20 protein-coding genes are annotated in these 25,209 nt (G+C 60.6%); 9 read left to right on the plus strand and 11 right to left on the minus strand.

Translation table 11 applies throughout. The features are described from left to right. Positions 1-100: 100 nt before the first annotated feature. Complete coding sequence (locus P9L99_13020) at positions 101-1,450, plus strand: hypothetical protein (GenBank protein MDP8224278.1); 1,350 nt, start codon at positions 101-103, stop codon at positions 1,448-1,450. Here P9L99_13020 and P9L99_13025 read toward each other — a convergent pair. Then, complete coding sequence (locus P9L99_13025; GenBank protein MDP8224279.1) at positions 1,447-2,325, minus strand: alpha/beta hydrolase; 879 nt, start codon at positions 2,323-2,325, stop codon at positions 1,447-1,449. The genes P9L99_13020 and P9L99_13025 overlap by 4 nt on opposite strands. Before the next feature lie 77 nt (positions 2,326-2,402). Here P9L99_13025 and P9L99_13030 point away from each other — a divergent pair, with 77 nt between their 5' ends. Then, positions 2,403-3,062 carry an HAD family hydrolase gene (locus tag P9L99_13030; protein ID MDP8224280.1) on the plus strand — a complete coding sequence of 220 codons (660 nt, stop codon included), beginning with the start codon at positions 2,403-2,405 and terminating at the stop codon, positions 3,060-3,062. 48 nt (positions 3,063-3,110) lie between these two features. Here the strand turns inward: P9L99_13030 and P9L99_13035 are convergent, their stop codons facing one another. From P9L99_13035 to P9L99_13045, 3 genes are all read right to left on the minus strand, one after another. Then, on the minus strand, positions 3,111-3,800 hold the full coding sequence (locus P9L99_13035) for an outer membrane beta-barrel protein (protein MDP8224281.1): 690 nt from the start codon (positions 3,798-3,800) through the stop codon (positions 3,111-3,113). A gap of 85 nt (positions 3,801-3,885) precedes the next feature. Further along, positions 3,886-4,488 carry a hypothetical protein gene (locus tag P9L99_13040; GenBank protein MDP8224282.1) on the minus strand — a complete coding sequence of 201 codons (603 nt, stop codon included), beginning with the start codon at positions 4,486-4,488 and terminating at the stop codon, positions 3,886-3,888. Then, entirely contained in the window at positions 4,485-5,801 is a 1,317-nt protein-coding gene (locus P9L99_13045) for a hypothetical protein (GenBank protein MDP8224283.1), read from the minus strand. Before P9L99_13045 ends, P9L99_13040 begins: the two co-directional genes overlap by 4 nt. Positions 5,802-6,026: 225 nt before the next feature. Here P9L99_13045 and P9L99_13050 point away from each other — a divergent pair, with 225 nt between their 5' ends. Continuing rightward, complete coding sequence (locus tag P9L99_13050) at positions 6,027-7,448, plus strand: radical SAM protein (GenBank protein MDP8224284.1); 1,422 nt, start codon at positions 6,027-6,029, stop codon at positions 7,446-7,448. Here the strand turns inward: P9L99_13050 and P9L99_13055 are convergent. Next, positions 7,360-8,337, minus strand: coding sequence for a hypothetical protein (locus tag P9L99_13055; GenBank protein MDP8224285.1), 978 nt, complete (start codon positions 8,335-8,337; stop codon positions 7,360-7,362). The two genes, P9L99_13050 and P9L99_13055, sit on opposite strands and share 89 nt — an antisense overlap. Positions 8,338-8,581: 244 nt before the next feature. Between P9L99_13055 and P9L99_13060 the strand changes: the two genes are divergently transcribed. Next, on the plus strand, positions 8,582-10,870 hold the full coding sequence (locus P9L99_13060) for a hypothetical protein (protein MDP8224286.1): 2,289 nt from the start codon (positions 8,582-8,584) through the stop codon (positions 10,868-10,870). On the opposite strand, the gene P9L99_13065 is transcribed toward P9L99_13060, so the two are convergent. The 5 genes from P9L99_13065 to P9L99_13085 all read right to left on the minus strand — a co-directional run bounded on the left by P9L99_13065 (position 10,847) and on the right by P9L99_13085 (position 19,295). Beyond that, positions 10,847-13,084 (minus strand): thioredoxin domain-containing protein, encoded by a 2,238-nt coding sequence (locus P9L99_13065; GenBank protein MDP8224287.1) that lies wholly within the window; start codon positions 13,082-13,084, stop codon positions 10,847-10,849. The genes P9L99_13060 and P9L99_13065 overlap by 24 nt on opposite strands. 350 nt (positions 13,085-13,434) lie before the next feature. Continuing rightward, a complete protein-coding gene (locus P9L99_13070) occupies positions 13,435-14,016 on the minus strand; it encodes a sigma-70 family RNA polymerase sigma factor (GenBank protein MDP8224288.1) in 582 nt (193 codons plus the stop codon). 196 nt (positions 14,017-14,212) lie between these two features. Then, positions 14,213-15,250: a DRTGG domain-containing protein gene (locus P9L99_13075; GenBank protein ID MDP8224289.1), complete on the minus strand. Its 1,038-nt coding sequence runs from the start codon at positions 15,248-15,250 to the stop codon at positions 14,213-14,215. Between the two features lie 17 nt (positions 15,251-15,267). After that, positions 15,268-17,394, minus strand: coding sequence for an acetate--CoA ligase family protein (locus tag P9L99_13080; GenBank protein MDP8224290.1), 2,127 nt, complete (start codon positions 17,392-17,394; stop codon positions 15,268-15,270). Continuing rightward, positions 17,394-19,295, minus strand: a complete 1,902-nt coding sequence (locus P9L99_13085; protein ID MDP8224291.1) for a GNAT family N-acetyltransferase — start codon at positions 19,293-19,295, stop codon at positions 17,394-17,396. The genes P9L99_13080 and P9L99_13085 overlap by 1 nt, the downstream gene beginning before the upstream one ends. Before the next feature lie 226 nt (positions 19,296-19,521). On the opposite strand from P9L99_13085, the gene P9L99_13090 reads away from it, so the two are divergent. The 5 genes from P9L99_13090 (at position 19,522) to P9L99_13110 (ending at position 24,583) form a co-directional block, all read left to right on the plus strand. Continuing rightward, entirely contained in the window at positions 19,522-20,568 is a 1,047-nt protein-coding gene (locus P9L99_13090) for an ABC transporter ATP-binding protein (GenBank protein MDP8224292.1), read from the plus strand. Further along, a complete protein-coding gene (locus P9L99_13095) occupies positions 20,565-21,425 on the plus strand; it encodes a sugar ABC transporter permease (GenBank protein MDP8224293.1) in 861 nt (286 codons plus the stop codon). Before P9L99_13090 ends, P9L99_13095 begins: the two co-directional genes overlap by 4 nt. After that, positions 21,422-22,219, plus strand: coding sequence for a carbohydrate ABC transporter permease (locus P9L99_13100; protein MDP8224294.1), 798 nt, complete (start codon positions 21,422-21,424; stop codon positions 22,217-22,219). The genes P9L99_13095 and P9L99_13100 overlap by 4 nt, the downstream gene beginning before the upstream one ends. Continuing rightward, entirely contained in the window at positions 22,209-23,402 is a 1,194-nt protein-coding gene (locus tag P9L99_13105) for an extracellular solute-binding protein (protein MDP8224295.1), read from the plus strand. Before P9L99_13100 ends, P9L99_13105 begins: the two co-directional genes overlap by 11 nt. A gap of 149 nt (positions 23,403-23,551) precedes the next feature. Then, on the plus strand, positions 23,552-24,583 hold the full coding sequence (locus P9L99_13110; GenBank protein MDP8224296.1) for a hypothetical protein: 1,032 nt from the start codon (positions 23,552-23,554) through the stop codon (positions 24,581-24,583). An 84-nt stretch (positions 24,584-24,667) separates the two neighbouring features. On the opposite strand, the gene P9L99_13115 is transcribed toward P9L99_13110, so the two are convergent. Next, entirely contained in the window at positions 24,668-25,207 is a 540-nt protein-coding gene (locus P9L99_13115; GenBank protein MDP8224297.1) for an archaemetzincin family Zn-dependent metalloprotease, read from the minus strand. Positions 25,208-25,209 lie beyond the last annotated feature (2 nt).

Consider the following 25,209-nt stretch of genomic DNA (forward strand, 5'->3'; position numbering starts at 1 on the left):
CGCGCAATTTGGCCGCCGAAGATTTTGTGCGTCGTTGCTTTTCGGACTGAATATGATATGCCTTTTGTTAGATATTTTATGTTTTATAAAGGACTGAGCCATGATGGAAACAGTGCTGCGGTCCAACGGCCGCGAACTTGTGTGGAAGCGTTTGATTTTTGTTGTCTGCCTCACCCTATTGACCGTCGGCCTATCGGCCGTTCCCGCCCAAACCGAATCGATCTACGGCAACGTCGAGATCACCTGGGCCGACACGCTGTCGGGCGGTCTGAACTTCATTCACAAGGGCATTCGAGTAGTGACAGATCCCGACGGCAATGCCCTTGTCCTGAACCGCATTAGCGGAGCCTTTTTCCAGTTGACCAAATTCGCCGTGAACGGCGTGGAACAGTGGCGGCGGTACGGTGTGTTCGACGAGTCCTACATGTCTCGAGTCAACGATTTGGTAGTCGACAATGCGGGACGATCCTTCATCGTGGGCGAGGCGTTGACGAGTGACGGCATTTGGTACATGTCTTCCATGGGCGCTTCAGCCTACGACGCGGACGGCGACAGAATGTGGTCCGACGGTCAGATGTATGCGTTCGGTAAGACTACCGCTGCCGCACTGAATCCGGCGGGCGACTTGGTCGCCGTGGGTTCCGACGGCATTTTCAAACCCGGCATTCACGTTTTCACGATCCGTAACTACCGCGCCGACGATGGGCGGTTTCAATGGGAGGCGCAGCGCGACCGAAACTACCCGGCGCAGGAACTCGTCGTCGATGAAGCCGGGAATTCGTACGCGATCGGTGGTTACCGGGAATTCTATGTAGCAAAAGCCGACGCCGAAGGAAGCTGGGAGTGGACGTATACGCTCAACGACGGCGAAAAAGCACACCTCATTCCCGTCACCCTTGCCGTCACCGACGACCGGGTTTATGTCGGCGGCGAGGGCGGAGCTCCCAGCGGGCACTCCACGGGCGTTTTCGTCGCCCTTTCACCGGAAAGCGGCGCCGAACGTTGGCTGGTCTATTTCGTTTCGCCCGAGTACAGCGACACAACCATCGTGAAAGTCGCTGCGGCGCCCAACGGCGATGTGATTGTCGGCGGCATGGCAACCAAGTTGAACGGCGACCAGGACATCATGTTGGTGCGCATCACGAAATATGGCCAAACGGTGTGGAGTAAATACTACGACGGCGGCGAGAACGACACCGATACGCTCTCGGACATGATCGTCGGCGATGATGGTTCGATTTACTTGGTCGGCGGCACCCGGCGCGGTATGTACGACGATGCGATTACCGCGAAAATCGGACCGGCGGGCCGCCTGATCTGGGCAGCCGATTATGGCGGCAGCGCGCGCGACGCGAGGGCGTTGAGTATCGACCTAGTCGGCGAGGGCGGCGTGTATGTCACCGGCCGGGTCGCCGAACATGGCTTCGTGATTCGTTACGATGAGTACTAGTCGCTGAGCGCCGCGTCGCGGCCCATAAAGGCCATCAACTCGCGATACGTCTGGCTGAGCGGATCGCGGCCCACCTGCGCCTCGACGTGGTCGTGATCGCAATCGGGAATCTCCACAATCCGCACGTCGGCGCCGACCGAACGCATCGCCCGATAAAACTTGATGCTTTGTTCTTTCATCGACACGCCTACGTTCCAGTCGCGCTCAGCCCGCATGATCAGCATCGGCGGTGCCCCCGCGCGCACATGCCGAATCGGTGAGGCGTCGCGCCATACCGCGGTTCGGTTGGTGAACACCTGCCGCCCGCCCAGCGGTAGGTCGGCTACGTCGTACACGCCGGACATCACCACGACGCGGGTGAGGTCGCGATTCGGATCGAGCCCGACTTTCGCCAAGTGCTTTTTGTCCAACGCCGCCAACGCCACCGGCAGTGCGCCAGCGCTGTAACCGATGAGCGTGAAATCATCGACGTCGGCCCCGCGCTTGCCCATTTCCCGCTTGGTCCAGGCAACGGCTTGCACGACGTCGTTCACCTGCGCCGGATACCGATTCGCCGGGAACAAACGGTAGTTCGGGCACACCGTGGCGATGCCCGCCTGCGCAAACGCATAGCCGATGTTGTCGACTACGCTCTTGTCGTTGGTCACCCACCCGCCGCCGTGTATGACCACGGCCACCGGCCAGTTTTCGCCCTTCACCGGCAGATACACGTCCGCGCTGTGCCGCCACGCATCTTTTGCCTTGCCCTGAAAGTAGCGCACGTCGTGTTGCGGCGTGATGTTGTCGGGGTTGAGAATCGGCGCGAGCGCGGGCGGGCCACAAGCGATCATCCATACGCCGACCAGAGCCGCGGCCAGAATCAGGCGTAGTTGCATGGGATATCCTTCGCGTTTTTCTCTATCCGCTGATCGCGTGTTATATTGCGTCTTCCACCGACCCGGAGGCAAGTGAGATGTCGGGACGCCCGGCCGTTTTTTTTGATTTCGACAAAACCCTGCTGCGCACCGACAGCGGCTCGCTCGGCTTTCGCTACATGTGGGAACAGCGCGAAGTCTCCCTTTCGTTCTTGCTGCGGGTGATCGCCGCCAGCTACCTCTACAAATGGCGCCTGATTTCGGCCGAACGCCTGACGCAATTCGCCCTCGGCCATTACCGCGGCCAACCCATCGCCAAATTCCGCGAGGGGGCGAACGCCTTCTACCAAAACTTGCTGCGGCCCAATCTGTCGCCCGCGATGCTGGCCAAGCTCGAGGAACACCGCGACGCCGGACACGTGCTGGTACTGCTCTCCGCATCGATCGACTACTACCTCGAGCCGGTCGTCGAGGAGTTCGGTTTCGACCACCTCCTGTGCTCCCGCCTGGAAATGGTCGACGGCATTTGCACCGGCCGCTCCGCCGGTCCCTTGATCATCGGCCCGCAAAAGAAAACCGCGGCGATCGAACTATCGCGCGGGCATGAAATCGACCTGCAGGCGTCCTTCGCTTACGCAGACCACCTCTCCGACGTACCGCTGCTGGAAACCGTCGGCCACCCGGTGGCGGTTCGCCCGAGCGCGCCACTGCGCAAAATTGCCGTACAACGCAACTGGCCGATTATCGACGCGGAATAAAAAAACGGGCGCCGTAGCGCCCGCGTCACAACCTTGGTTCGTGAAGGCTTACAGGAAGCCCAACACACCGACTTTCAGGCCGAAGAAGCTTTCTTTGACGTCGAAGTCAACGTCGGACGCGCCACTGTCGGCGGTGCCCGAGCCGCTGTAGTAGCGGAAGAAAAGCGCGGCGTACAGGCCGACGTGCGTGTTCAGATGCCAAGCGCCACCGGCACGCGGTTCCAGGAAAAAGCCGCCGTGGTCCATCGTCTGCTTGCTGGCGCCCTTGGCGTCGGGATCGAATTCGCTGGTCGTTTTGGCATAACCCACGCCGAGCAGACCGAAAATCGAAAACTGACTTGCCACCGGGTAGAAATAACCCGCTTGCGGGCCGATCGCCCATTCGGTGGAAACCGTTTTACCTTTGTCTTCATCTTCGGATACGCGATCCACCATGAGCAGGCCGCCGATCTCCAGACTGTCCATCAGGAAGTAACCGCCCAGCGCACCCATCCCGAAACGGAAAATTTTGTTGTCGGCTTTATCGCCTTGGTCGGGGTCGGTCGTCTCGGTGCCCAATTCAAGCGAGAAATTCAAATCGCCGCCCAGCAGGATGTTGCCCTTTTCAACCGATGCCGCGGCCACCTGCCCGCCGCGAGCCCGCTTACCCTTCTTCTTTTTCTTGGCCATCGCCGGTCCCGCGCTCAAGATCAACAACGCGGATAACAGCACTGCCAGCACGAGTATGCTTCGTTTCATGCCACGACTCCTATTTTGTGTGATGTGCTTCGAAACGATCGTACCAAAAACGCCCGGCGGACCCAAAGGTTATTTCGAGTTGCCCCTATTTTAGTCCCGGCGAGGATTCCACAAAACGAATTTTGATGTCTTCGCCGTACTCGACGAATTTCAACTTGAAATCTTCGCCGTACTCGACGAAGTTCCACTCGCCGCACGAATCGGCGCTGTTGTCCACCTTCTTGACGCGCAAATCCTCGCCGTATTCCACGGCCCGCACTTTGATATCCTCGCCGTACTCCACGACTTTCACTTTGCCCCACAGCCGTTTGTTTTTAAACGTGCAGTCCGACGCAACCTCGTCCTCGGCCGTCACGCGACGACCGCTGGGTAGGCCGGGAAACGCCGTCACGAACTTCACTTTGACGTCGGCGAAGGCCTCCACAAACTGCACCTTCACGTCGCCGCCCGATTCGACCATCTGCCATTGGCCGCACTCGCTGGGAAACGAATTGACGATCTTCACGTTCAAGTCCGGAAAAGCCTCGACAACCTGCACCTTCACGTCGGGAGACGACGTGACGATCTGCACCCGGCCCCAAAGCTGCTTGCCGTTGAAACGACAATTCGAGGCCACAGTCTCACCCGCGCTCGCCGTCGCGGCCCAGCACAACATCACCGGCAAAATCAAAATCAACCACCGCTTCATAAATCGCCTCCGTAACTCTTAATGTTTAATCCACACAGCTCGGCCCACCACCGCGCCCGCCGACCCACATGACCGTAGCCGATCATCCAATGGTGGCCGAGCGCGTGACGCGCCACAAAATCTAAAAACTCACGCCCGCCGCCGGGCAGTCGCACCTTGGTCGGATTACCCGGGAAAACCATGTCCGTGCGCACGGCCTCGCCCTCCAGCACACCAAGCCGATAGCTGTCGCCGCCGCCTACGAGATTCAACAGCGTCACCGGACCGGGCTTGCCCGGGAACAGCACGCACAACCCCTCATCAGCCAGGCGCACCGGCGCCAAACGAATCTCCGCCGGCGATTCGGCCAATGACGGGTGCCCGCAGCCGCAGTGGGAAAACAGCGCCGTGCCCTCCGCCACATCGACATCGAGCAAATCCGTATTGTGCGTGGGGCCACCGGTCAAAAAGTGCGCCGCGACCTGCGCCACCGCGCCGTTGACATCGCCCTCGCACGCCACAACCAAATCTTCGCCCGCCAACTGCGAGGCCGCCAGGCAAAACCGGCCCATGAAGTCCGGGTAGCAATCCACGGCCACCGCGCCCAGGCGATGTTCCGCCATCCAGGCGCGCAAGGTCGCCAGTACACGCCCGGCGTATAACCCGGTTTCGTCGTCCACTTCCACGTTTGCGGCGGCTTGCGCCTGCCGCCACGCCTTGGTCGCCTCCGCCAACGGCGCTTGATCGACCGCCGTCACGAAACGTCGCATGGATAGCGGCACGACCTCCGGCCCCAACCGCCGCCGCAGCCCGATTTCATCGACCGCGATTTCCGTCATGCCGAAGGTGCGGTGTCCCAACAATCCGATCCGCAGCCGTCGCATCGCGGCGGCCAAAGCAGCGGCGAACGCGAAATCCGCCAACGCCGCGGCGGTTTCGGGATCGGCGATCTCTCCGAACCAAAACCGGTACGGTCGGCCGAGTTCCGCCAGCACCATGTCGAGTTGCTGCGTGCCGCAAAGCGAACCCGTTTCCACACCCCGCAACGCCCAGGTAAACACCGGCACACTCAGCCGCTCGACCAAACGCAAGGCGAGAAAATCGTCGCTCCACGTGGCGGTCAAAACCACCAAGCCGTCGATATCCGCGGCGCGCAAAACCTCCCCGGCCGCGTCGGCCGCCGCAATATCACTGATGACGTGGGGTATCAAGGAATTGGTAATCGGTAGCGTGGCGAGCACCGCCGCCGCCTGGTCGCGGCAACTTCCGGCGAGGTCGAAACCCACTTCGTTGGGGTGCCCGATTATCACCAGGCCGATGTGCGGTTTACGCATCGTTGCTTCCTTCTATCGCTGCACTGTGGTTCGCGCCCGACACGTTCATCAAGCGGTCGACATAGAGACTTCATACCAAAAATCACGGTCGCTTGTACATTCCGTGCAGCCGTTTATACTGGTTTTGTTACAGGATAGTAGAGCAACCAACCTTTCGACAGGGTAATATTCATGGCCAAAGCCCTTTTTGTGCGTGCCCATGCGCCATATTCTAGGTGGCAGGTGATGGCAACCTCGCCGATGGGCTTGATGTATTTGTCGGCGATGCTACGCCGCAACGGTCATGAAACCAAAATTATCGACGGCGTGATCGACCCGCATTGGATGGACCATCTGCAAAACCTGGTGAGTACCTGGCGGCCGGACGTCGTGGGCTTCTCCTTACTTAGTTTGGATATCGACTCGGTCGCCGAAAGCGTACGGCGCTTGCGGGAAAGCAGCGTCGACGCCCTGCTGGTGGGTGGCGGACCCGGGGCCGCCTTCGCCGACGAGAAGCAGCGCGAGTATCTGGATCTGGACGCCATCGTGCGGGGCGAGGGCGAGTTTGCGCTACCCGAGATGATCCAAGCCCACCGGCAAGGAGGCGGCCTACGCGGCGTCGCCGGGCTTTGGGTGAAGGCCGAAACGGCGTATGTCGATACCGGCCCCCGCCCCGAGATCGCCGACTTGGACGCCCTGCCCCTGCCCGATCGGGAAACGGTGGATCTGCCCCGGTATTTCGGCAAACCGTCGATGGACCTGATGTGGCGGCATCCGCGGTGGGCGTCGATTCTGACTTCGCGCTCGTGTCCGTTCAACTGCAGCTTCTGCGCCCACGCGATGGGTCGCGGCTACCGCACGCGCAGCGCGGAAAATGTCATGCGCGAGATCGATTGGCTTGTCGACCGCTACGGCATCGGCGAATTGCAGATTATCGACGACCTGTTCAACCTGGATCGCGAGCGCACCGCGGCCATCTGCCACGAGCTGCTCGACCGGCCGTACAAGCTGCACTTGGTATTCCCCAACGGCTTGCGCCTGGATCACCTCGACAATGAGTTGATCCGCCTCATGCGCCGCGCCGGTTTCGACCGCCTGCTGGCGCCGATCGAAACCGCCTCGCCACGTCTGCAAAAGGCCGTGGGTAAAAACCTGAATATCGACAAAGCGCTGGCCGCTATCCGTGAGATGTACCGGCTCGGGGTGTTCGTCCGCGTGACAACCATGCTCGGGTTTCCGACCGAAACCTACGAAGAGATGAAACACACATACCGAACGGCTTTTTCTGTTCCCGCGCAGTGGGTCAGCATCAACCAAGTCATGCCGCTGCCCGGCTCGCAACTGGCCAGGGATTTCGACGCCGAGGTGGCGAACGGCGATTGGCGATACGTCAATTTCGTGCGCACGACGATCAACCTGAGTACCGTGCCGCTGCGCAAAATCAATCGGCTCAAAAGAAAAGTGCTTTACCGCATGCTGTTGCCGCACCGTATCTATCGGTTGCTCCGCGACCTACCCCGAAACAACCTGGCGTTTTATGTGAAAATATTTCTGCTCAAGCTTTTCCAGCATACCGTAGTCAAGCATCCGGCAAAGAAGCTCGACGGCCGGTCGGTCGCCCCCCCTCAACCCATCGCGTTGGCTGCTGATCGTCGCCGAGCTCGATGATCGCGTCGACCGCTTCGCAGCGGCGATCACCCAACACCTGCAAGCCGTGTACGCCCGTGAGCAACATGTAGGGACGAATGAACTCGACCACCTGCGCGTCGCTCATCCCCTCGCCTTTCTGCGCCCGCAGGCTCCGCTCCTGCTTGATCCGCCACTCGACGATTTTCGCCAAACTCGGCACACGCAGCAGCACCAGAAAATCGATCAAACCAAAAAGCGACTCGTAGCCGGCCAAGCGGTCGTTGATGATCCGTCCCCAGTGACCGTCCGGATCGCGCTCGCGCTCGAAGGCCAGCGCCTCGGGCACGTTTTGCTTCAAACGCGCCAACTCCTCATCCTCCAGACGCGACATACCCACACACCAACCTTCCAGAATGAACACGTCCGGCCGGCCCCGCACGGTCGGCCATTGATCCGCCGGTAGAGGGTCACCCTTGCCTTGGTGCCGCGACTTATCGAACGCCGGGATCGGCGTGACGGCCGCCTCGTCCGCGGTGGCGAGATGGGCGATCGTCGCGGCGCCGAGCGCCACGTCGTGCGTGCCTGGGTTGCCGCGCGACACCTGATAGTAGGGGTTGTCCGGTTCCTGTTCCTGCAAGCGACGTCGTTGCGTCCAGGGTAAATAGATATCGTCGATCGACATCGGTACGACGCGCAGCCCCCGTTCTTCGAGGACGAATTGCAGGATCTTCGCCAGGGTCGACTTGCCGGACGCTTGGGAACCGCTGACGCCGACGGTGAGCATCCGGCCGGGCCGGTGTGTTTCCAGGATGCGCTCGGCCAGCGGCAGATGGAAGCGAAGGAACGCGTCGCTGAGGTCCGCGTCGATGCCCAGCTTCTCACGCTGAAAGCGCCGAAATGAGGCAAGCTGTGGGACGGTGTCGGTCATAGTGCGGACGCCTCCTCGGTCTTTTCCATATCTTGATTATTACAACTTTCGCGCGGGCGGTCGCCCCCTCGAGGTCGAGCGGGCAGCCACTTGGTCTTCCTTCGCACACGTGGGCGCGGATCCCCTGGATTCCAATGTAGTTTTCCAGCCCCACAGCGTCAAACCGCAAGTGGGATCGGCCTTTCTGTCGATTGCCTGTTTACATATGAGTATGGTATGTTCACGCCGACGGGAGGGTGTTGCCATGGATAAGGTGCTTACCGCTTTTGTGTTTGTGTTATTTATCGCGACCGCAATGTTGATGACAGGTTGTTTAGACGACGACGACGATGATGACAACGACGATGCATCGCCCGACGATGACGATGATGACGACAACGACGACGATGATAATGACGATGATAATGATGATGACGACGATGACGACGATGATGACGATGATGATGATGACGATGATGATGACGACGATGACGATGATGATAACGACGATGATGATAACAACGACGACGCCTTCGGACCGACCTTTCCAGTAACCCAAAACGGCGTAATGAGCGAAATGGTGGCCGGGGGCTGGTATTACCTCCACGACTTCGCCCATCTCGAGCAGTTCGGCGACTGCGCGCTGACGCTGCTGAGCCGGCGTGTCGTCATGGTTTGCGACGACGGCGCGAAAATCGAGGAGATCCTCGTCGCGCCCGCCGCCACCGAAGCCGACTTTGCGCAGGCGCCCGACCAGAGCGTCCACGTCGCATTTGTTGCCGGCCACGATGCCGACCTGTTTCACGTCGATAACGAAACCGGCGTATGGGACGTGACGAGTATCCCCGGCAGCTACATGAACGGGGACGTCGATATCGCCGTGGGCGAAGACGGCGAGCCGCACATCGCGCGAATCGCCGGCACAACTGGTTATCAAACTGTGCTCGTCGTCAGCCGCCGCGACCAGGATGATTGGACGTCGGAGGAATTGAGCTCGATCGGCGGTTTCAGCTACGTGCCCAATATCGTGGTGGACGGCGACGGCTATGAACACGTGGTGTTCGAATACATCACCTCCAGTCGACCGCCGCAGATGTACGTCGGCTACGCCACGACGGCCTCGAAAAGCTGGCGGTTGTCTTTGTTGCCGAAACGCATGGTCGAAAGCAAAAACGCCTTGGAGGTCGACGCGTCGAACAACGTTCACTACGTCGGCACCGCCCGCTGGCTACCGAATGTCGAGATGAACACCAACGACGGCGAAGGCTGGCAAACCGAAGTCGTAGCTGCCGGCGTCGGGTTCCAAAATACCGGCGCGACGATGGCCATCGCCGCCGACCAAAGCCGGCACGTTTCCTATTTCGCCGGCATCAACCTGCGCTACGCCTATGAAGACGGCGAGGACTGGTGCAACGAATCCATCGCGAACAGCTTGCCCGAAGTGCCGACACACATGATCGACACGGCCGACGGAACCCCCCGCGTTGCGTACAAAGTCTACGATGGCGACACGATCCACCTGGCGCGACGCACGGCCAAGGGCTGGCAGCGTACCACCCTGGCCCGCGACCGCTCCGCCCGCGGCAGACCCGACATCGCAGTCGACGCCGACGCCTTCGTTCACGTCGCGTTCACCAACGAGTTCACCGGCGATTTCGTTTACGCCACCAATCGCGGCGGCTCGTGGCTGCGCGAGGTGATCGACTCCGATCCGGACATGCCGCTCGAGCACGCGATCGCTGCCGATGCCGCCGGTCGGCCCCATTTGGTTTACCTGGATGCCGCCGACGCCTTTCACTACCTGACAAAAGACGGCGACGTTTGGACCCGTGAAGTCATCGAACAGACAACCAACACCGGCCATGACCCCTCACTGGCCTTTGACGCCGAGGGACGATTGCACTTGCTGTTCGCGCGGCTGTACGGACGCGACGTGCAGTACGGCATCCGCGACCAAGGCTCCTGGACCTTCGAGCAGGTTACCGACGATACGGTCTACGCCATGGGCAAAGATCTGGCGCTCGACGCCGAAGGTTACGCCCACATCGTGGAGCGCGACTCCTTCGGTAGCCGCATCCTCTACCTGCACAACCGCGACGGCGATTGGACGATGGAGGAAGTGGTCGCCGATCTCGGTTCCACGAACAGCCGCGTGCAAATCGGGGTGGACGCATCCTTCGCGCCGACCATCGTTTACTACGGCCTGTATCCCGACGGATTGATGCTGGCGGAAAAAGACGGCGACGTCTGGGGGACCTGGGAAATCGACGACGACGGCGAATACAACTTCGCCCTGGCCCTCGACGGCGACGGGAACCGGCACCTCGCCTATGCCACCTGGGATGCCAACTCCTTCCGCTACACCACCGATGCCGGCGGTTCATGGTCGCACACGGATTTCGAACCCTTCAACATCACCTGGGCTTATGCCGGCGAAAACTGGGTCGATATGGTGCTGGGAAGCGACCAACAGGTCCACGTTGTCTACTACATTCACGGCGCCATTTGGCACGCGGCGTTCGCGCAAGGCTCAGTCGTCGCCGGGAACAAGTAACGCCGCCAAGCGCTCCGGGTCGGTCGTGGGTTTCTTGCACACGTACTTCTCACAGACGTACGCCGCCGCGCTGCCGTTTACCAAACCGTAGTCTCGAACGTACGGGGCGAGGTCGGCAATCGCCGGCGCCTCGTCGTCAGTCGGGCGAAACACCACGACCATCGCCGGTTGATACACCTTCCGCGCGGCCTGCAACAACGCCTTGGTGTCCGCCGCTCCTTCGCGGCCCGCAATCACAACTTCAAACGAGGGCCCGTAGGCGAAATCAACGGCGCTGAGAAAGTGCGTGAACTCCCCCGGTGTGCGCTTCACCGAAGATGCGAAGGCGTCGATGGTCTCGGCCGCAACCGCTTCGAGCTTGGCGTCGCCGGTCAAGCGGGCCAGCTTCACGAGCACGAACAGTGCCACGGAATTACCGGCCGGTAGCGCGCCGTCGTTGAGATCCTTGCGACGCACGAGCAGCGACTCGGCATCATCGGCGCTAAAAAAGAACCCGCCGTTTTCGGCGTCGTGGAAATGCGCCATGATGTGGCCGGTCAATTCCAAGGCGCGTTGCAAGTACGCCGTATTGAACGTGGCTTCATACAATTCGAGCAGCCCCCAGGCATAAAACGCGTAGTCGTCCAGAAAGCCGGGGATGTCGGCTTCGCCGTCCCGATAACGGTGCCGCAGGCGGCCGTCCGGTTCGCTAAGCTTCGCCTCGATAAACGCCGCGGCCCGCCGGGCGGTGTCGGTCAGTTCCGGCTCATCCAAAACCTGACCGCCGCGCGCGAAGGCGGCGATCATCAGCCCGTTCCAATCGGTGAGCACCTTGTCGTCCAAATGGGGCCGCACGCGCTTGGCCCGCGCCGCAAACAGCCGCTTACGAATGCGTTCCATGCGGGCTTCCAACTCCGCGTGATCGAGCCCGGTGCGCTTCTCAATTTCCTCCCGGTGGAAGGGCTGGTGCAGAATGTTCGTGCCCGTGGGACCGCCGGCGGCCTCGTCCACAAAATTCCCGCCGGGCCGCGCGCCGAATACTTCGGCGGCGAACGTGGCGTCTTCCTCGCCTAAAATCTCCTGCAATTCCGAGTGGGTAAACACGTAGAACTTGCCCTCTTCCCCCTCGCTGTCGGCGTCCTCGGCGCTATAGAAACCGCCGTCGGGCGAGCTGAGGTCACGCCGCACGTACGCGAAAATTTCCCGCGCCGTTTGCGCGAAATCCGCGCGGCCGGTCGCCTGATACGCCTCAAGATAGGTCGGGGCCAACAAGGCCTGGTCGTAGAGCATTTTCTCAAAATGCGGCACCAACCACTGGCGGTCGGTCGAATAACGATGAAAGCCGAAACCCACTTGATCGAACAAGCCGCCGGCGCGCATTGCTGACAGCGTTTTATCTACGATTTCAAGCGATTGAGCATTTCCAGTGCGCCGCCAATGGCGCAGCAAAAACGTGTATTTGTGGGGTGTGGGGAACTTCGGCCGATCACCGAATCCTCCGTGGAGGGTGTCGAAACGTTCCCACAGCACCCGCGCGCTCGCTTCGAAATGCCGCCGATCGAGTATCTCCGTGCCGTCAGATTGCCCAACCGCCGTCGCGCTTTGCAGATGAACGACGATTTTCTCCGCAGCCTCGTCGGCCTTCTCCCGCTCGTTACGCCACAGGTCGACGATACGTGGGATCAACTCGATCATCCCCAAGCGCCCGTAACGGTTTGCCTTGGGTATGTAAGTGGCTGCAAAAAAAGGCTTTTTATCCGGCGTCATGATGATCGTCAACGGCCAACCGCCGGAGCCGGTCATCATTTGGCAGGCGGTCATATAGAGGTCGTCGATATCCGGCCGCTCCTCGCGGTCAACCTTGATATTGATGAAAGCCTCGTTCATCAGCGCCGCGACCTGCTCGTCTTCAAATGACTCGTGCGCCATCACGTGACACCAGTGGCAGGTCGAATAGCCGATGGAAAGAAAGACCGGCTTGTCCTCGGCACGAGCGCGGGCGAACGCCTCCTCGCCCCAGGGGTACCAATCCACCGGATTCTCCGCATGTTGCTGCAAATAGGGGCTTTTTTCATCCGCCAGGCGGTTTTTTACTTTTCGTTGGAGCTTTTTTTCGTCCATTTCGGTATCCGTTTCCGCAGCTTCGGAAGCTTTTTTCGCGATTAACAGCCCGCCAAGGATCGCCACAATGACAAATACCCCGAGAAGACCGCTCACGATTTTTTTTCTGTTCATTTTTTTCTCTGAGTAAAACTAAGAACCCGCGCCGGCCGGAGCAAGCACGGGTTCGAAAAGAAAATTCTTCCTAATGGGGACTTTTATTTTTCTTGTTGAACGGCAATCTCAATACTTTTCCGGGCTTGATCCGACAAGCAAGGACCCTCGTGGCCGTTATCGGAAATGTGTTCATCCATGTGCGACACAATCGTATGCAAGTCGTGCAACTGCTTGTCACACTCGACGCACGGAGGACAAATTAATTCATGTATTTTCAATGAAATACGCTCCATAAGAGTGAGCGGTCTTTCCATTCCTTCGGATACAAGTTCCGAAGCTCTACGACACGAAATCCACATAGTATCCCCTCATACATTGTCCCTACCGAACCAGTTTTTCTCTAGACACCGGCGCAAGCCCATTCGCGCGCGGTGCAACCGAACCCATAGGTTATTCGGCGTAATATTCATTACCTTACAGATTTCTTCACTGGATAACCCGTCCACTTCCCGCAAAACGTAAGCTTGGGCCGTTTCTTTCGGCAGACCTTCCAGGCAGCTCTGAAGCGTTTCCCAGAACTGCTTTTGGTTGATCACTTCCATGGGATCGGTGTCCCATTTTTGCGGCCCGTCCGCCCAATGGCCGTCGGAGCGGAACTCGCCCTCGAGCGTCACGTCGGTACCCAACTCCTCCACGAGGGCGCGCTCGCGGTAGATTTTGCGCAGGTGATCGATGATCTTGTGCTTCAAAATCCCGACCAGCCAGGTGCGTTCGGAGGATTTTCCCGAGAAATTTTCACGACTTTTAAGCGCTGCGATGAAGGTTTCCTGCACGAGTTCTTCGGCGGTGTCCGGGTTGCCCAGTCGATACATGGCGTACCGGTACAGGTAGTTGCCGTATTGATCCAACCATCCAGAAGGATCGGTCATCGGCACAGGACTCTCGGTCACGTTGCCCTCTCTTCCGTAAAACGGTGCAGCACTGTTGTTGGGTAAATAATAGATAAGTCGCCACGGACCCGTTTTCAAGGAAAAACGCGCGGCGATGACTTGGCTGACTCGCGCTGAAGAAAAATGAGGTTAGCCGATCGCAGAGCGATTCCGGGCCGAAAACCCGCTGTGTGTGCTTACGATACTGACCGGCAACCTAACCGAATATCGCCTCGATGTTGACGTGTTTCTTCACCAGTTCGCAGACGATGTCCATTTTCGGCTTGTCTTCGATCGTCAGCAAGGCTTCGACCTGCTCGATCTTTTGCACGGTCGTGAAGGTGTCCCACGGTACCAGCAACACCGGCACCTTGGCTTCGGACGCCTTGGCCAGGATGTTGCCCGGCGGCAGCAGGTTGTTGGTCAACACGATGCACGAAGTGCCCGACGCGATCGCTGCCAGAATCATATCGCTGCGGTCGCCACTGGTGATGATCAGCTTGTTGCTCTTCTCAAACGACGGATGCCCCACCGCCGAGGATACGCTCATCGCGCCCAGGAAAATATGCTTGACGACATTGTTGATGCCGTCTTCACCGGCCACCACGCGGGCGAAAAGACGCTCGACCAAAAAACGCACCGGCAGGGTTTCCAGTTCCTCACTGCGGGGGATGATGCCCAGGATCGGCAGACCCGTTTGATCCAGTTCCTCTCGGTAGGTCGCTTCGAAATCCTCGAGGTCGGCAACGCGGTTGATCACGAAACCGGCCAACCGAGCGCCTTCGTCGTTAATGTAATTCTTGTAGAAATGGATTTCGTCCAGCACCGACGCTTCCCCGCCGCCGAGCACCAACACCAGCGGGGCGTCGGCGAATTTGGCCAGGCTGATGGCGTCCAAGTGAACCGACGAGCCGAACGCCAGGTTGACCCCCGCTTCGACGAACGCCGTGTCGCGGTCGCCGCCGACGGCCTGAATCATTTCCTGCACCTTGGCTTCGGTGGCGGAGCGGTCGTACATATAACGCAGCTTGCCGTGCTCGAAGCCGATGGTGATATCCTCGGGCTTGGCTTCCATCTTCCACATCTGTGCAAAGAGCGCGGCGTCATGGTCCCACAACCGCTTCTTGCGATACAGCAATCTATCGCCGATGGGTTTGACGTAGCCGCTCGAGCCGCCCATCACTTGGGCCAAGCCGACGATCAGGCTGGTCTTGCCGGCGCTTTTTCCAGTTGAAGCAACGACGAGCTTTTTCATCTTCAGGCTCCTTTAGATCACTGGCGCAACAGGATGCGGGCATCCACGGTCTTCGCGCCCAAACTCTGATCGTACACGACCAGGGGGTTGATTTCGATGTCACCGATATCGTCGAAGGTCTGTAAAACGGCGCCGACACGCAAGATCGTGTCCAGCAGCGCGTTAACGTCTTTCTGCTTTTCGCCGCGCACGCCCATCAGCAACGGGAAGGCGCGGATTTCCTGCACCATGCGCCTGGCCTCTTCCAGCGAAACCGGCAGCGCGCGGAAGGTAACATCTTTCATCACCTCCACGTAAATGCCGCCCAGGCCGAACATGACAATCGGCCCGAAGGACGGATCGCGGCGCGCGCCGATAATCGTCTCGACACCCTCTCTGACTTGTTCCACGACCTCGACGCCCTCAATGGCCGCATCCGGATTGTGCTCGCGGACATTGTGCATGATCGCCTCGAAGGCGTCGAGAACTTCGGCCTTGTTTTCCAAATCCAGGGCGATACCGCCGGCGTCGGATTTGTGGATGACGTCTTTGGAGACGATCTTCATCACCACCGGATACCCGATCTTCTCCGCCGCGATCACCGCCTGGTGAATGTTGCGCGCCAAGAGGCTCTGCGGCATGGAAATCCCGGCCGCGGCCATCAGCGCGCTGGATTCATGGGCCAGCAGGAAGCGACGATCGTCCGCCCGCACCTCGGCGAGAATGCGCCTGATCTCTTGCTGGTCGAAACCGGCGGCCAACTCGGCAATGACGCCCGGGTCGCCCGGTTCGATCTGGCGGTTGCGCCGAACGCCGTAGGCCGCGCCCAAACAGGACACCGCCTCGTACACCTCGTCGAACACCGGCTTAGCTTGCCGGCGCATTTGATCGGTGGCCGTTTCGATGTCTTTGCCGCCGAGAAACGAGAAAACCATCGGTTTGCGGCCGTCGTTGTAGTCCAGGGCTTTATCGATCGTGCGGGTCAAGTTTTTGCCGTCCAACACGGCGGTCTGGCAGCCCAGCACGATGATCGAATCGATCTTCTCATGATCGATTGCCGCGGCGATGGCTTTGTCGTAATCCTCCAGGAAGGCGCCGCCGGTAATGTCGATCGGGTTTTTCATCGACCCGAAATCCGGCGTCGCGTCGCGAAAGATTTTTTCCATTTCCGATACGTCGTCATAAAGATCCACGCCGTATTTTTCGCACGCGTCGGTGGCCAGTACGCCCATGCCGCCGCCGTTGGTGATAATCACCGTGGCGTCACCGGGCGGCGGTGCGGATGTGGCCATGAATTTGCACCAGTTGAGCGCGTCTTGAATGTTCTCGGCCCGCAACGCGCCGCATTGCCGCATGATGGCCGAAAAGACTTCGTCGGCGCCCGCGAGCGAACCGGTGTGCGACGCGGCAGCCGCGGCGCCGCGCTTGGAACGACCGCTTTTGAGTACGACGATCGGCTTTTTTCGCGTGGCTTCCGACAGAACGCGCACGAACTTGTCGCCCTGCTTGACGCCCTCGATGTACAACAGGATCGCCTTGGTATTCGGATCCTCCACCAGATGCTCAAGCAGGTCGGCCTCGTCCAAGTCACACTTGTTGCCCACCGAGACCACCGCGGACAGGCCGATGTTCTCCGACTTCGTGCGCCCCATCATGGCGATGCCCAGCGCGCCGCTTTGGGTGACGATCGCCACGCCGCCGGGCTGCACTTCGCGCGGGCCGAAAGACGCGTTGAGGTCCACCGACCGGCTGTACACGCCGAAGATGTTGGGCCCCAGCACCCGCATGCCGGCCTCGCGGGCGATTTCGACGATGCGCTGCTCGTCCTCCAGGTTGCCCACTTCCGAGAAACCGGAGGTGATGATCGCCACGTGCTTGACCCCGACCGCCGCGCATTCTTTCACCGACGCGATTACGTACTTCGCCGGAATGCAAATGCACGCCAGGTCGATCGGGCCGTCGGCGGCGGCCAAAGAGGGAATCATGGGTACGCCGCAGCACTCGCCGGGCCTGGGATTGATGGGGTAGAAGCCCCCCTTGTACCCGCTGGCCAAGATGTTCGCCACGACCTTGCTGCCGATCTTGTCGGGGTTGGTCGAGGCGCCGACTACCGCGACGCCGCGCGGTTCAAACAAATACTTCATCGAACTGCTGTCGCTGTCCATCATTGATCCTTGAACATCATCTTGAGTTCGTAAACGCCTTCGATCATATGCTTGGAAAGATCGAAGCCGGCCTTCTCAAACAGATGCATCATCGGCTTATTCTCGACCAACACTTCGGCCGTGAAGCCCAGGAGCCCCTGTTTCTTCGCCAAGTAGGTCAGATAGCTGAGCAACTCGGTGCCGATGCCCTTGTTGTGGTAATCGTCCCGCACGACGAAAGACACTTCGGCCGTGTGGCTCAACTCTTCGATGCAATATTGTCCCACTCCCGCGACCAGATCGTAATCCTTGTCCGGGTCAAGGGCGAGAATCACCAACTCCCTCGTGTAATCGATGATCACGAATTCCTGCAACCGCTCGTGCGGCATGTCTTTGCGGACGGATATGAAGCGCCGGTACAGGCTGTTGTCCGATAGATCGTAGAAGAAATCCTTGAGCAGCGTTTCGTCGCTGATTTTCACCGGCCGGAAGAAATACTCGTGCCCCTTGCGCGTCATGCGGAACGATTCGAGATCCTCCGGATATTCACCGCGCTTGCCCGATAGAAACGCCTGGTCCTTGTAGATGATGTGGTTCGCCTTGGCTTCCCGAATCAGCCACGGTCGAAACTTCGGATGGGCGATGGCAATCAACGCCATAGCGCGGTCGCGCACGTTTTTGCCGTGCAGATAGGCAATGCCGAACTCGGTCACGACGTAATGCACGTCGCCGCGATTGAGCGTAACGCCCGCGCCTTCGGGCAACTGAGGCACGATCCGCGAAATCTCGCCGTTCTTGGCCGTGGCGGGAATGGTCAGAATCGACCGCCCGTTGCGCGCCAACACTGCGCCGCGCATGAAATCGGCTTGGCCGCCGATACCGCTGTAGAACGAAGAACCGATGGACTCCGCCGTAGCTTGCCCGGTCAAGTCGATCGACAACGCGGCGTTGATCGCCACCATGTTGTTGTGCTGGGCGATGATCGACGGATTGTTGGTGTAGTCGATACCGCGGAACATGACCATCGGGTGGTCGTGCATGTAGTCGTACGTGATGGGGCTGCCCATGGCGAAACTGGCGACGGTTTTGCCGGGATTCAGGGTCTTCTGCGAGTTGTCGATGACCCCGGCCTTCATCAGCTTGACCAAGCCGTCGGAGATCAACTCGGTGTGAACGCCCAGGTGCTTGCGATCGCGCAGGGCTTCCAGGATGGCGTTGGGCGTCGCGCCGTAACCCACCTGGATCGTGTCCCCGTCATTGATCAGCCGCGCCACGTAATGCCCGATCTCGTGCATCGTTTCAGTATCGCCCGCCGGGGTATAGGTCAGGAGCGCCTCGTCGTACGGGACGCCGTAATCGATGTCGCTGATGTGAATGAAACCCGAGCCGTGAACCCGCGGCATATAGCGGTTAATCTGCGCAATGACGATGTCCGCCGCGCGCGCGGCGGCTTTGACGATATCCAGGCTGATGCCCAAACTCATGTAACCCTGGGCGTCGGGAGGCGACACCTGAATCAGCGCAACGTTCACCTCCACCAGGCCGCGCTTGAACAGACGGGGCACTTCCGACAAAAACACCGGCGTGTAATCGGCCAGGCCTTCGTTGACCGCGCCGCGTGACGGCGAGCCGATAAAGAAACTGTTGTGGCGGAAATTGGCCTTGAACACCGGCGCGGTGTAGGGAGCCACGCCCATCGTCCACACCTGAAACACTTCGGCGTCGAACACGGCCTTGGGATTGTCTTTCACCCATTCGGTCAGAGCCCGGATCAAATACTGCGGTTCGCCGCAGGCAGTGCCGACGAAGATTTTCGCGCCACGATGGATTTTAGAGAATATTCGAGCTTCGGAAACGAATTTGTCGGGATATTTCTGCCGCATAGCGTCCAGACGCTCGGGCTGTCTTGTCTCAACACCCATAACCCATCCTTCCCGGGTCACGTCGTTCGATTTCTTCCCGCCCTCGCCATCTGCAATAGCCACGACGGGTTTAATCGGAACAGACCCTCTTGTCAACCAAAACATAGCGAATTGTTCCCGGTATTTTCGCACCGTTATGTTGGGGGGTCACGTTCCTTTTTCTTCTTTTCGCATTTCATCCGGCAACCGATTTGCTTTTATGTGCGCTTCCGCATAAATTCGCGCCATGGCGAAATCGGTACTCGTTCTGCATGACTTAACCAAGCGTTACGGCGCCCTCGCAGCCGTCGACCGCGTGGCCCTGGAAGTGCGCGAAGGCGAATTGCTCGCCCTGGTCGGCCCCTCCGGATGCGGCAAAACAACGGCCCTGCACCTGATTGCCGGTCTGCTCGCGCCCGATCAAGGCGACATCGTGTTCAACGGCGAAAGCTGGCGCGACCGGCGGCCGGCCGACCGCAACGTCGCGCTTGTCTTCCAAGACGGTGCCCTGTACCCGCACCTGACCGTCGCCGAGAACCTCGCCTTTCCCTTGCGCGCCCGGCGGCGTCACGACGACACAGCGGTCGACCGCATCGCACAACGACTTGAATTGACCGAGCTGTTGCACCGCTTTCCGGACGAACTCTCCGGCGGCGAAAGCCAACGCGTCGCCCTGGGACGCGCTCTGATTCGCCAGCCCAACCTGCTGCTGCTGGACGAACCGCTCACCAGCCTCGACCTGCCGCTGCGCGAAAGACTGCGCGGCCTGGTCCGCGACCTCGTGGCCGAAATCGGCGTCACGACGATCTTCGTCACCCACGATCAGGGCGAGGCGATGGCCGTGGGCGATCGCGTAGCCGTCATGCGTAGCGGTCGCTTGATGCAGATCGACGCGTCGCAGGAGATCTACGACCACCCGCGACACGAATTCGTCGGCCGCTTTTTCGGCACGCCGCCCATGAACATGCTGCGCGGACGCGGCGAGGCGGGGCGCATCGTCGGCCCGTGGGGTTCGCTGCCCGCTCCGGAACGAACCGCGGGCCGCGAAGTGCTGTGCGGCTTCCGGGCCGAGGCGGCTTCGGTGCACGAAGACGACAAAGGCCTGCCGGGCGAACTGGTGCGGGTCGAACCGCAGGGACCGATCAAAATCGCCACCGTGCGCCTGCCGGATCATGAGGTGCGCCTGCGCCTGCACCGAGACAAGAACCTGCCGAGCGTTGGTTCGGCAGTAACGCTGGTGGTCGACGCGGAAGACCTGCATTACTTCGACGCCGTCAGCGGAGATCGGTTGTGATCGCCCCCACGTCGGGCTTCCCCACGAGATGGCTAACCCCGGCGCTCGTGTTGGCGCTGCTGGTATGGGGCTTTCCGCTGGCGTACGCGGTCGGCCTGTCGATGACCGACGCCGGACCGGGCGTAGGCGGAAGTTTCCTCGGCCTGCAAAACTACCTGCGCGCGTTCGCCGATCCGACTTTCGGCCGTTCGCTGGTGGTCAGCGCGATTTTCGCCAGTGGAGAAGTACTGCTCGGCGTGGGGCTCGGCTTCTTTCTGGCGCTGGGTTTTTATCGCGGCAAGCGGACGCGCAACTGGTTGCAGGTGGCGCTGCTGTTGCCGTGGGCGGTTTCCGAAATCGCCGTGGCGCTGGTCTGGCACTCCTTTCTCGGCGAGCAGACCGGGCTCGTCAATTGGTTCCTGGGTGGCCTCGGCCTGGCGCCGATCGCCTGGAAAACCAGCGCAGTGGGGGCGATGACCGCCTTGTGGCTCGCCTCCCTATGGCACGGCCTGGCGTTTTCCGTACTGTTCCAAATGGCCGGCCTGGCCTCGCTGCGCACCGAATTGTTGCAGGCTGCCGAGCTTGACGGCGCCTCGCGCTGGCGCATCCTGCGGCACATCGTGCTGCCGCATCAGCGGCCGACCCTCGTGGCCAACGCCCTGCTTGTCTGGATGAGCGGCATCATCGCCTTCAGCCTGCCCTTCGCGCTGACCGGCGGCGGTCCCCTCGGCGCGACGGAATTGGTGTCGCTGTATTCCTACAACGTCGCCTTCGGCGGCCAATACGAACTGGGCTACGCGGCGGCGTTGGGTATGATCGTCCTGGCGCTCTACGCCGTATTCGCGTTTTGGTACATCCGGCGGCGGAGGGCGGCATGAACCGGATGCAGCGCGTAACGGTCGTGGCGGCGGTGACGCTTTTCGCACTGACCCCGCTGCTGTGGTTGGCACGGCTGTCGATCACCCCCGAGGCGGATATCCACCACTGGCCGCCGACGCTCCTGCCCGCCATGCCGACGCTGGGCCACTACGCGGACATCCTGTCGGCGACGCCGTTCTGGCTGCAGTTGGTCAATTCGTTGGTCGTGTGCGTCGCCTCGACGGCGCTGGCCCTGACGTTGGGCGCGCTGGGCGCTTACGGCTTGGCGCGGCATCGCTTTCGTTGGCGGGACGTGATCCTGACCGGCTGCCTGGCGCTGCACCTGATACCGGGCGTGGCGAACATGACGGCGATCTACCGCGTCGCGGAAGGCTTTCACCTGTTCAACAGCCTGCTTTTCGTCTCGCTGCTCAAAGCGGGCGGCGTCACGCTGGCGATGTGGATCCTGGTGGCGACCTTTCGCAACGTGCCGGTGCGCCTGGAGCAAGCCGCCGAGCTTGACGGTTGCAGCCGCGCGCAGGTGCTCTGGCGCGTCACGCTGCCGCTGGCCGGACCCGGGCTGCTGGCCACCGGCCTACTCTTGTTCATTCAGGCTTGGAACACCTTCTTCCTGCCCTTTTTGCTGTTGGAAAGCCCCCGCAAAATGACCCTGACCGTCGGCGTGTACCGCTACTTCAGCGAACACGGCTTCCAGCCGGGCCACGTGGCGGCCTTTATGGTGCTCTCCATTTTGCCGGTGCTGGCGCTCTTCCTGGCGTTCCGCCGCCGCCTCTGGAGTCGTCTTGCGTTATAGAATGTTCGCCATCGCCCTGCTTCTGTGCCTCTTCGGCTGCAACCGGCCCGCTTCGCCGCCGTCCCACCTAACCGTGGCACTGCCCAGTTGGTACGCGCCTGACCGCGTGCCCGCCGTCGGTGCCGCCTTGGCCGAATTGGGCGACGCGGTCGAAGTCAAGGTGCTGTTCGGCAAGCGCGAGGCCCTGCAGCAAAAAATCCTGCTCGGCGCGCAACGCGGCGATTTCGCCGATGTGGCCCTGGTGCGCAACGAATGGCTCGGTCCGCTCGTGCGTTCCGGCGGCATTCTGCCGCTGCCGGAAAAAACCGCCGCCGCCGCCCGCGAACAAGCTTTACCCGCCCTGCTGCCCGCCATCACACACGAGGGAAGAATCTACGCCCTGCCCTTCGATGCCGACGCCATCGTCGTGTGGTACCGGCAGGATCTGGCCCGGCAAGCCGGGCTGGAACCGACGTTGGATTGGACGATCGATGAGTTCCTCGCCCTGGCCAAGGCGCTGTCGAAAGACAAGCCGATGGTCGCCTTTGCCGGGCAGCGTTACGCCAACGCGGCCCTGACATTTTTGCCCTGGCATTTTTCCTTCGGCGGCACGGTGACGCAGCAGAAACGCCTCGCCTTGTCGCCCGCCGCCGCCACACGCGCCCTCGCCTTTCTGGCTTCGTTGCCTAAGAAGAATCTGGCGCCCCGCGGCGCGGGGGGGATGGCGCAAAACGAAGTGTTTTCCGGTCTGGCAGGCGGTGTCTACGGGCTGACCGTCGGCGGCTCTTGGTCGCGCGGCATGATCGAAAAACAAAGCCGGCTCGCCGATCGGATTTCCTGCCTGCCCTTCCCCGGCAACGGCGAGCACCCCGGCGGGACGGTTGTGGGAGGTTGGTCGCTGGTGCTGTTGGCCGGAGGCGATCCGCAATCCAAGGAATTGCTGGAGCTGTTTTTCAACCCGAAAATCCAACGCGACAAGCTTACGCAAGGCGGATTGCTGCCCGCGCGGCGTGATCTGCTTGATGACCCCTGGTTTGCCGATCACCGCGACGGCCCGACGCTGCGGCGATCCCTGGAACGCGGCCGGGCCCTGCCGCTTCACACCGGTGTCGACGACTTTCTGAACCGGGTTGCCACGGCCCAAACCGAAGTATTGCTGGGCCGCAAAACGCCCTCCGAGGCCGCAGCCGCACTCGCGCCTTGACGATTTCCGGCCCCACGAATCGACCCTCTGCCGTCGCTTTTTTCACTTACCTGCTTGCCTTGACATAAAGGGCCGCCCGACCATAATGTGCATGCCGTAACATATATAACGATGACTCGTTTTATTGAACGATAACCAAGGAGATTCCCATGAAATGGAACCGCGCATTGTTGGTGCTTTTTGTTTTGATGTTGGCTTTCGCGTTTGTGGTCGCCTGCGGTGACGACGACGATGACGACGATGCCGCCGGCGACGATGATGATGACGACACGGCCGGCGACGACGACACGGCCGGTGACGACGACACGGCCGGCGATGACGACACCGGCGGCAACATGTGGGCCGGGACGCAGGAACTTACACTCTCGACCCCGGACGGCGACATCACCGTGTCGCTCAACGGACTGCCGATGACCACCTACACCGACCCGGAAACCAGCGACGTTTTCGACGCCGTGGCGATCCGTGACGTGGTCGAGCCGGCGTTCGCCAAGGCCTTCGACCCGGCTGACTACAAATTCAACTTCATCGCCAGCGACGGCTACGATATCTTGGCATGGAAACTCGACGGCGACTTCCGCGGCCTGCCCGGCTACGACGACTTGACCCTCGGCTGGTTCATTCTGTGCGGCGAAGATTGCGACGAAGACGACGATATCAAGGCCGTGTGGGATGAAAGCTTGGAGTTCCCGAGCCTCCTGAACGCGCGCTTCATGAAAAACGGCACGATGGCGATGGTCGAGGAAATCCTCTTCGACGAATCGGCCACGATTACCGTGCAATATGCGGCCACGAAGGCCAAAGCCACGGTCGATCTAATGGGTCTGCCCGCGTTCTACGATGGGGAAGATTTGGCCGTGTACGTGCACCACATCATTTTGGAAGCGGCTCTGGAAGAATTCGACCCGAAGACCTTTACCTACGCCTTCAACTTCATTGCGAGCGACGATTACAGCCTCCTGGAGCACATTGAGGGATACGGCGACGACGTGACGGACCTCCCCTGGTGGGAAGATTTCGCCGCAGGCAAAGACGTGCATCACGGCTGGATCAAAAACACGACCGATAGCGGCTTCCGCGTGTTCTGGGACGAAGCTTCGGCCCTCCCGAGCAGCTACGGTGTCGGTTACCTGGACGGCGGCTCGATTGAAGCGCACGACATTACCGATCTGATCGAATAACCTCGCAACGACCGATCCTCCCACTCAAGGCGGCCCCCACGGGCCGCCTTTGCTTTATCGGCGACCGTCGCGGCGGGACCGGATTTATCGTCTCGAGAATCGTTCGGAAAGCTTGGTGCGGCAGGAACTGCAAAATTCGGCGGATTTCTGGTCGACGTCTTCCACGTAGGTGGATGAACGCATGACGCAAACCGGGTCGTAGCAGTGAACGAGGCCGAAGGTGTGGCCCAATTCGTGCACCGTCTCCTTCTCGATGCGCTCGGCATAGAGCGGCGGGTCGTGGCGCAGCCCATAGAACTCGTTGTGCAGTCGATAGGTCGAAAGGATGGCGCCGAGGCCCTGTAGTTGGGCCTCCCCGAACACAAATGTGAAGATGGGCAGGAAGAGATCGGCTTCCGTCACGCCGACGATACGCCGGGCGTCGGACGGGGGGTCCTTGATGATTTCCATCAGCAGTTTGGAAACATGGTACTGGTTGCGCGTGCGGTCGAAGGCGTAGGCAATGTCGCGCAGCCCCGGGCCGATGGTGCTCGGCAGGCCGAAGGCGCGCTCGATGGCGGCGCTCATGACGTCCAGTACTACCGGCGCCACCTGCCCCAACGGCATCAGGTAGACAAGCGTCATCG

The organism is Candidatus Lernaella stagnicola (assembly GCA_030765525.1).
Lineage (GTDB): Bacteria > Lernaellota > Lernaellaia > Lernaellales > Lernaellaceae > Lernaella > Lernaella stagnicola.

Coding starts and splice junctions, on each gene's coding strand:
- P9L99_13110 (MDP8224296.1), top strand. CDS start 23,552: ATGAAATGGAACCGCGCATTGTTGGTGCTTTTTGTTTTGATGTTGGCT.
- P9L99_13020 (MDP8224278.1), top strand. CDS start 101: ATGATGGAAACAGTGCTGCGGTCCAACGGCCGCGAACTTGTGTGGAAG.
- P9L99_13040 (MDP8224282.1), bottom strand. CDS start 4,488: ATGAAGCGGTGGTTGATTTTGATTTTGCCGGTGATGTTGTGCTGGGCC.
- P9L99_13030 (MDP8224280.1), top strand. CDS start 2,403: ATGTCGGGACGCCCGGCCGTTTTTTTTGATTTCGACAAAACCCTGCTG.
- P9L99_13035 (MDP8224281.1), bottom strand. CDS start 3,800: ATGAAACGAAGCATACTCGTGCTGGCAGTGCTGTTATCCGCGTTGTTG.
- P9L99_13090 (MDP8224292.1), top strand. CDS start 19,522: ATGGCGAAATCGGTACTCGTTCTGCATGACTTAACCAAGCGTTACGGC.
- P9L99_13060 (MDP8224286.1), top strand. CDS start 8,582: ATGGATAAGGTGCTTACCGCTTTTGTGTTTGTGTTATTTATCGCGACC.
- P9L99_13065 (MDP8224287.1), bottom strand. CDS start 13,084: ATGAACAGAAAAAAAATCGTGAGCGGTCTTCTCGGGGTATTTGTCATT.
- P9L99_13085 (MDP8224291.1), bottom strand. CDS start 19,295: ATGGGTGTTGAGACAAGACAGCCCGAGCGTCTGGACGCTATGCGGCAG.
- P9L99_13050 (MDP8224284.1), top strand. CDS start 6,027: ATGGCAACCTCGCCGATGGGCTTGATGTATTTGTCGGCGATGCTACGC.
- P9L99_13080 (MDP8224290.1), bottom strand. CDS start 17,394: ATGGACAGCGACAGCAGTTCGATGAAGTATTTGTTTGAACCGCGCGGC.
- P9L99_13045 (MDP8224283.1), bottom strand. CDS start 5,801: ATGCGTAAACCGCACATCGGCCTGGTGATAATCGGGCACCCCAACGAA.
- P9L99_13075 (MDP8224289.1), bottom strand. CDS start 15,250: ATGAAAAAGCTCGTCGTTGCTTCAACTGGAAAAAGCGCCGGCAAGACC.
- P9L99_13055 (MDP8224285.1), bottom strand. CDS start 8,337: ATGACCGACACCGTCCCACAGCTTGCCTCATTTCGGCGCTTTCAGCGT.
- P9L99_13115 (MDP8224297.1), bottom strand. CDS start 25,207: ATGACGCTTGTCTACCTGATGCCGTTGGGGCAGGTGGCGCCGGTAGTA.
- P9L99_13100 (MDP8224294.1), top strand. CDS start 21,422: ATGAACCGGATGCAGCGCGTAACGGTCGTGGCGGCGGTGACGCTTTTC.
- P9L99_13025 (MDP8224279.1), bottom strand. CDS start 2,325: ATGCAACTACGCCTGATTCTGGCCGCGGCTCTGGTCGGCGTATGGATG.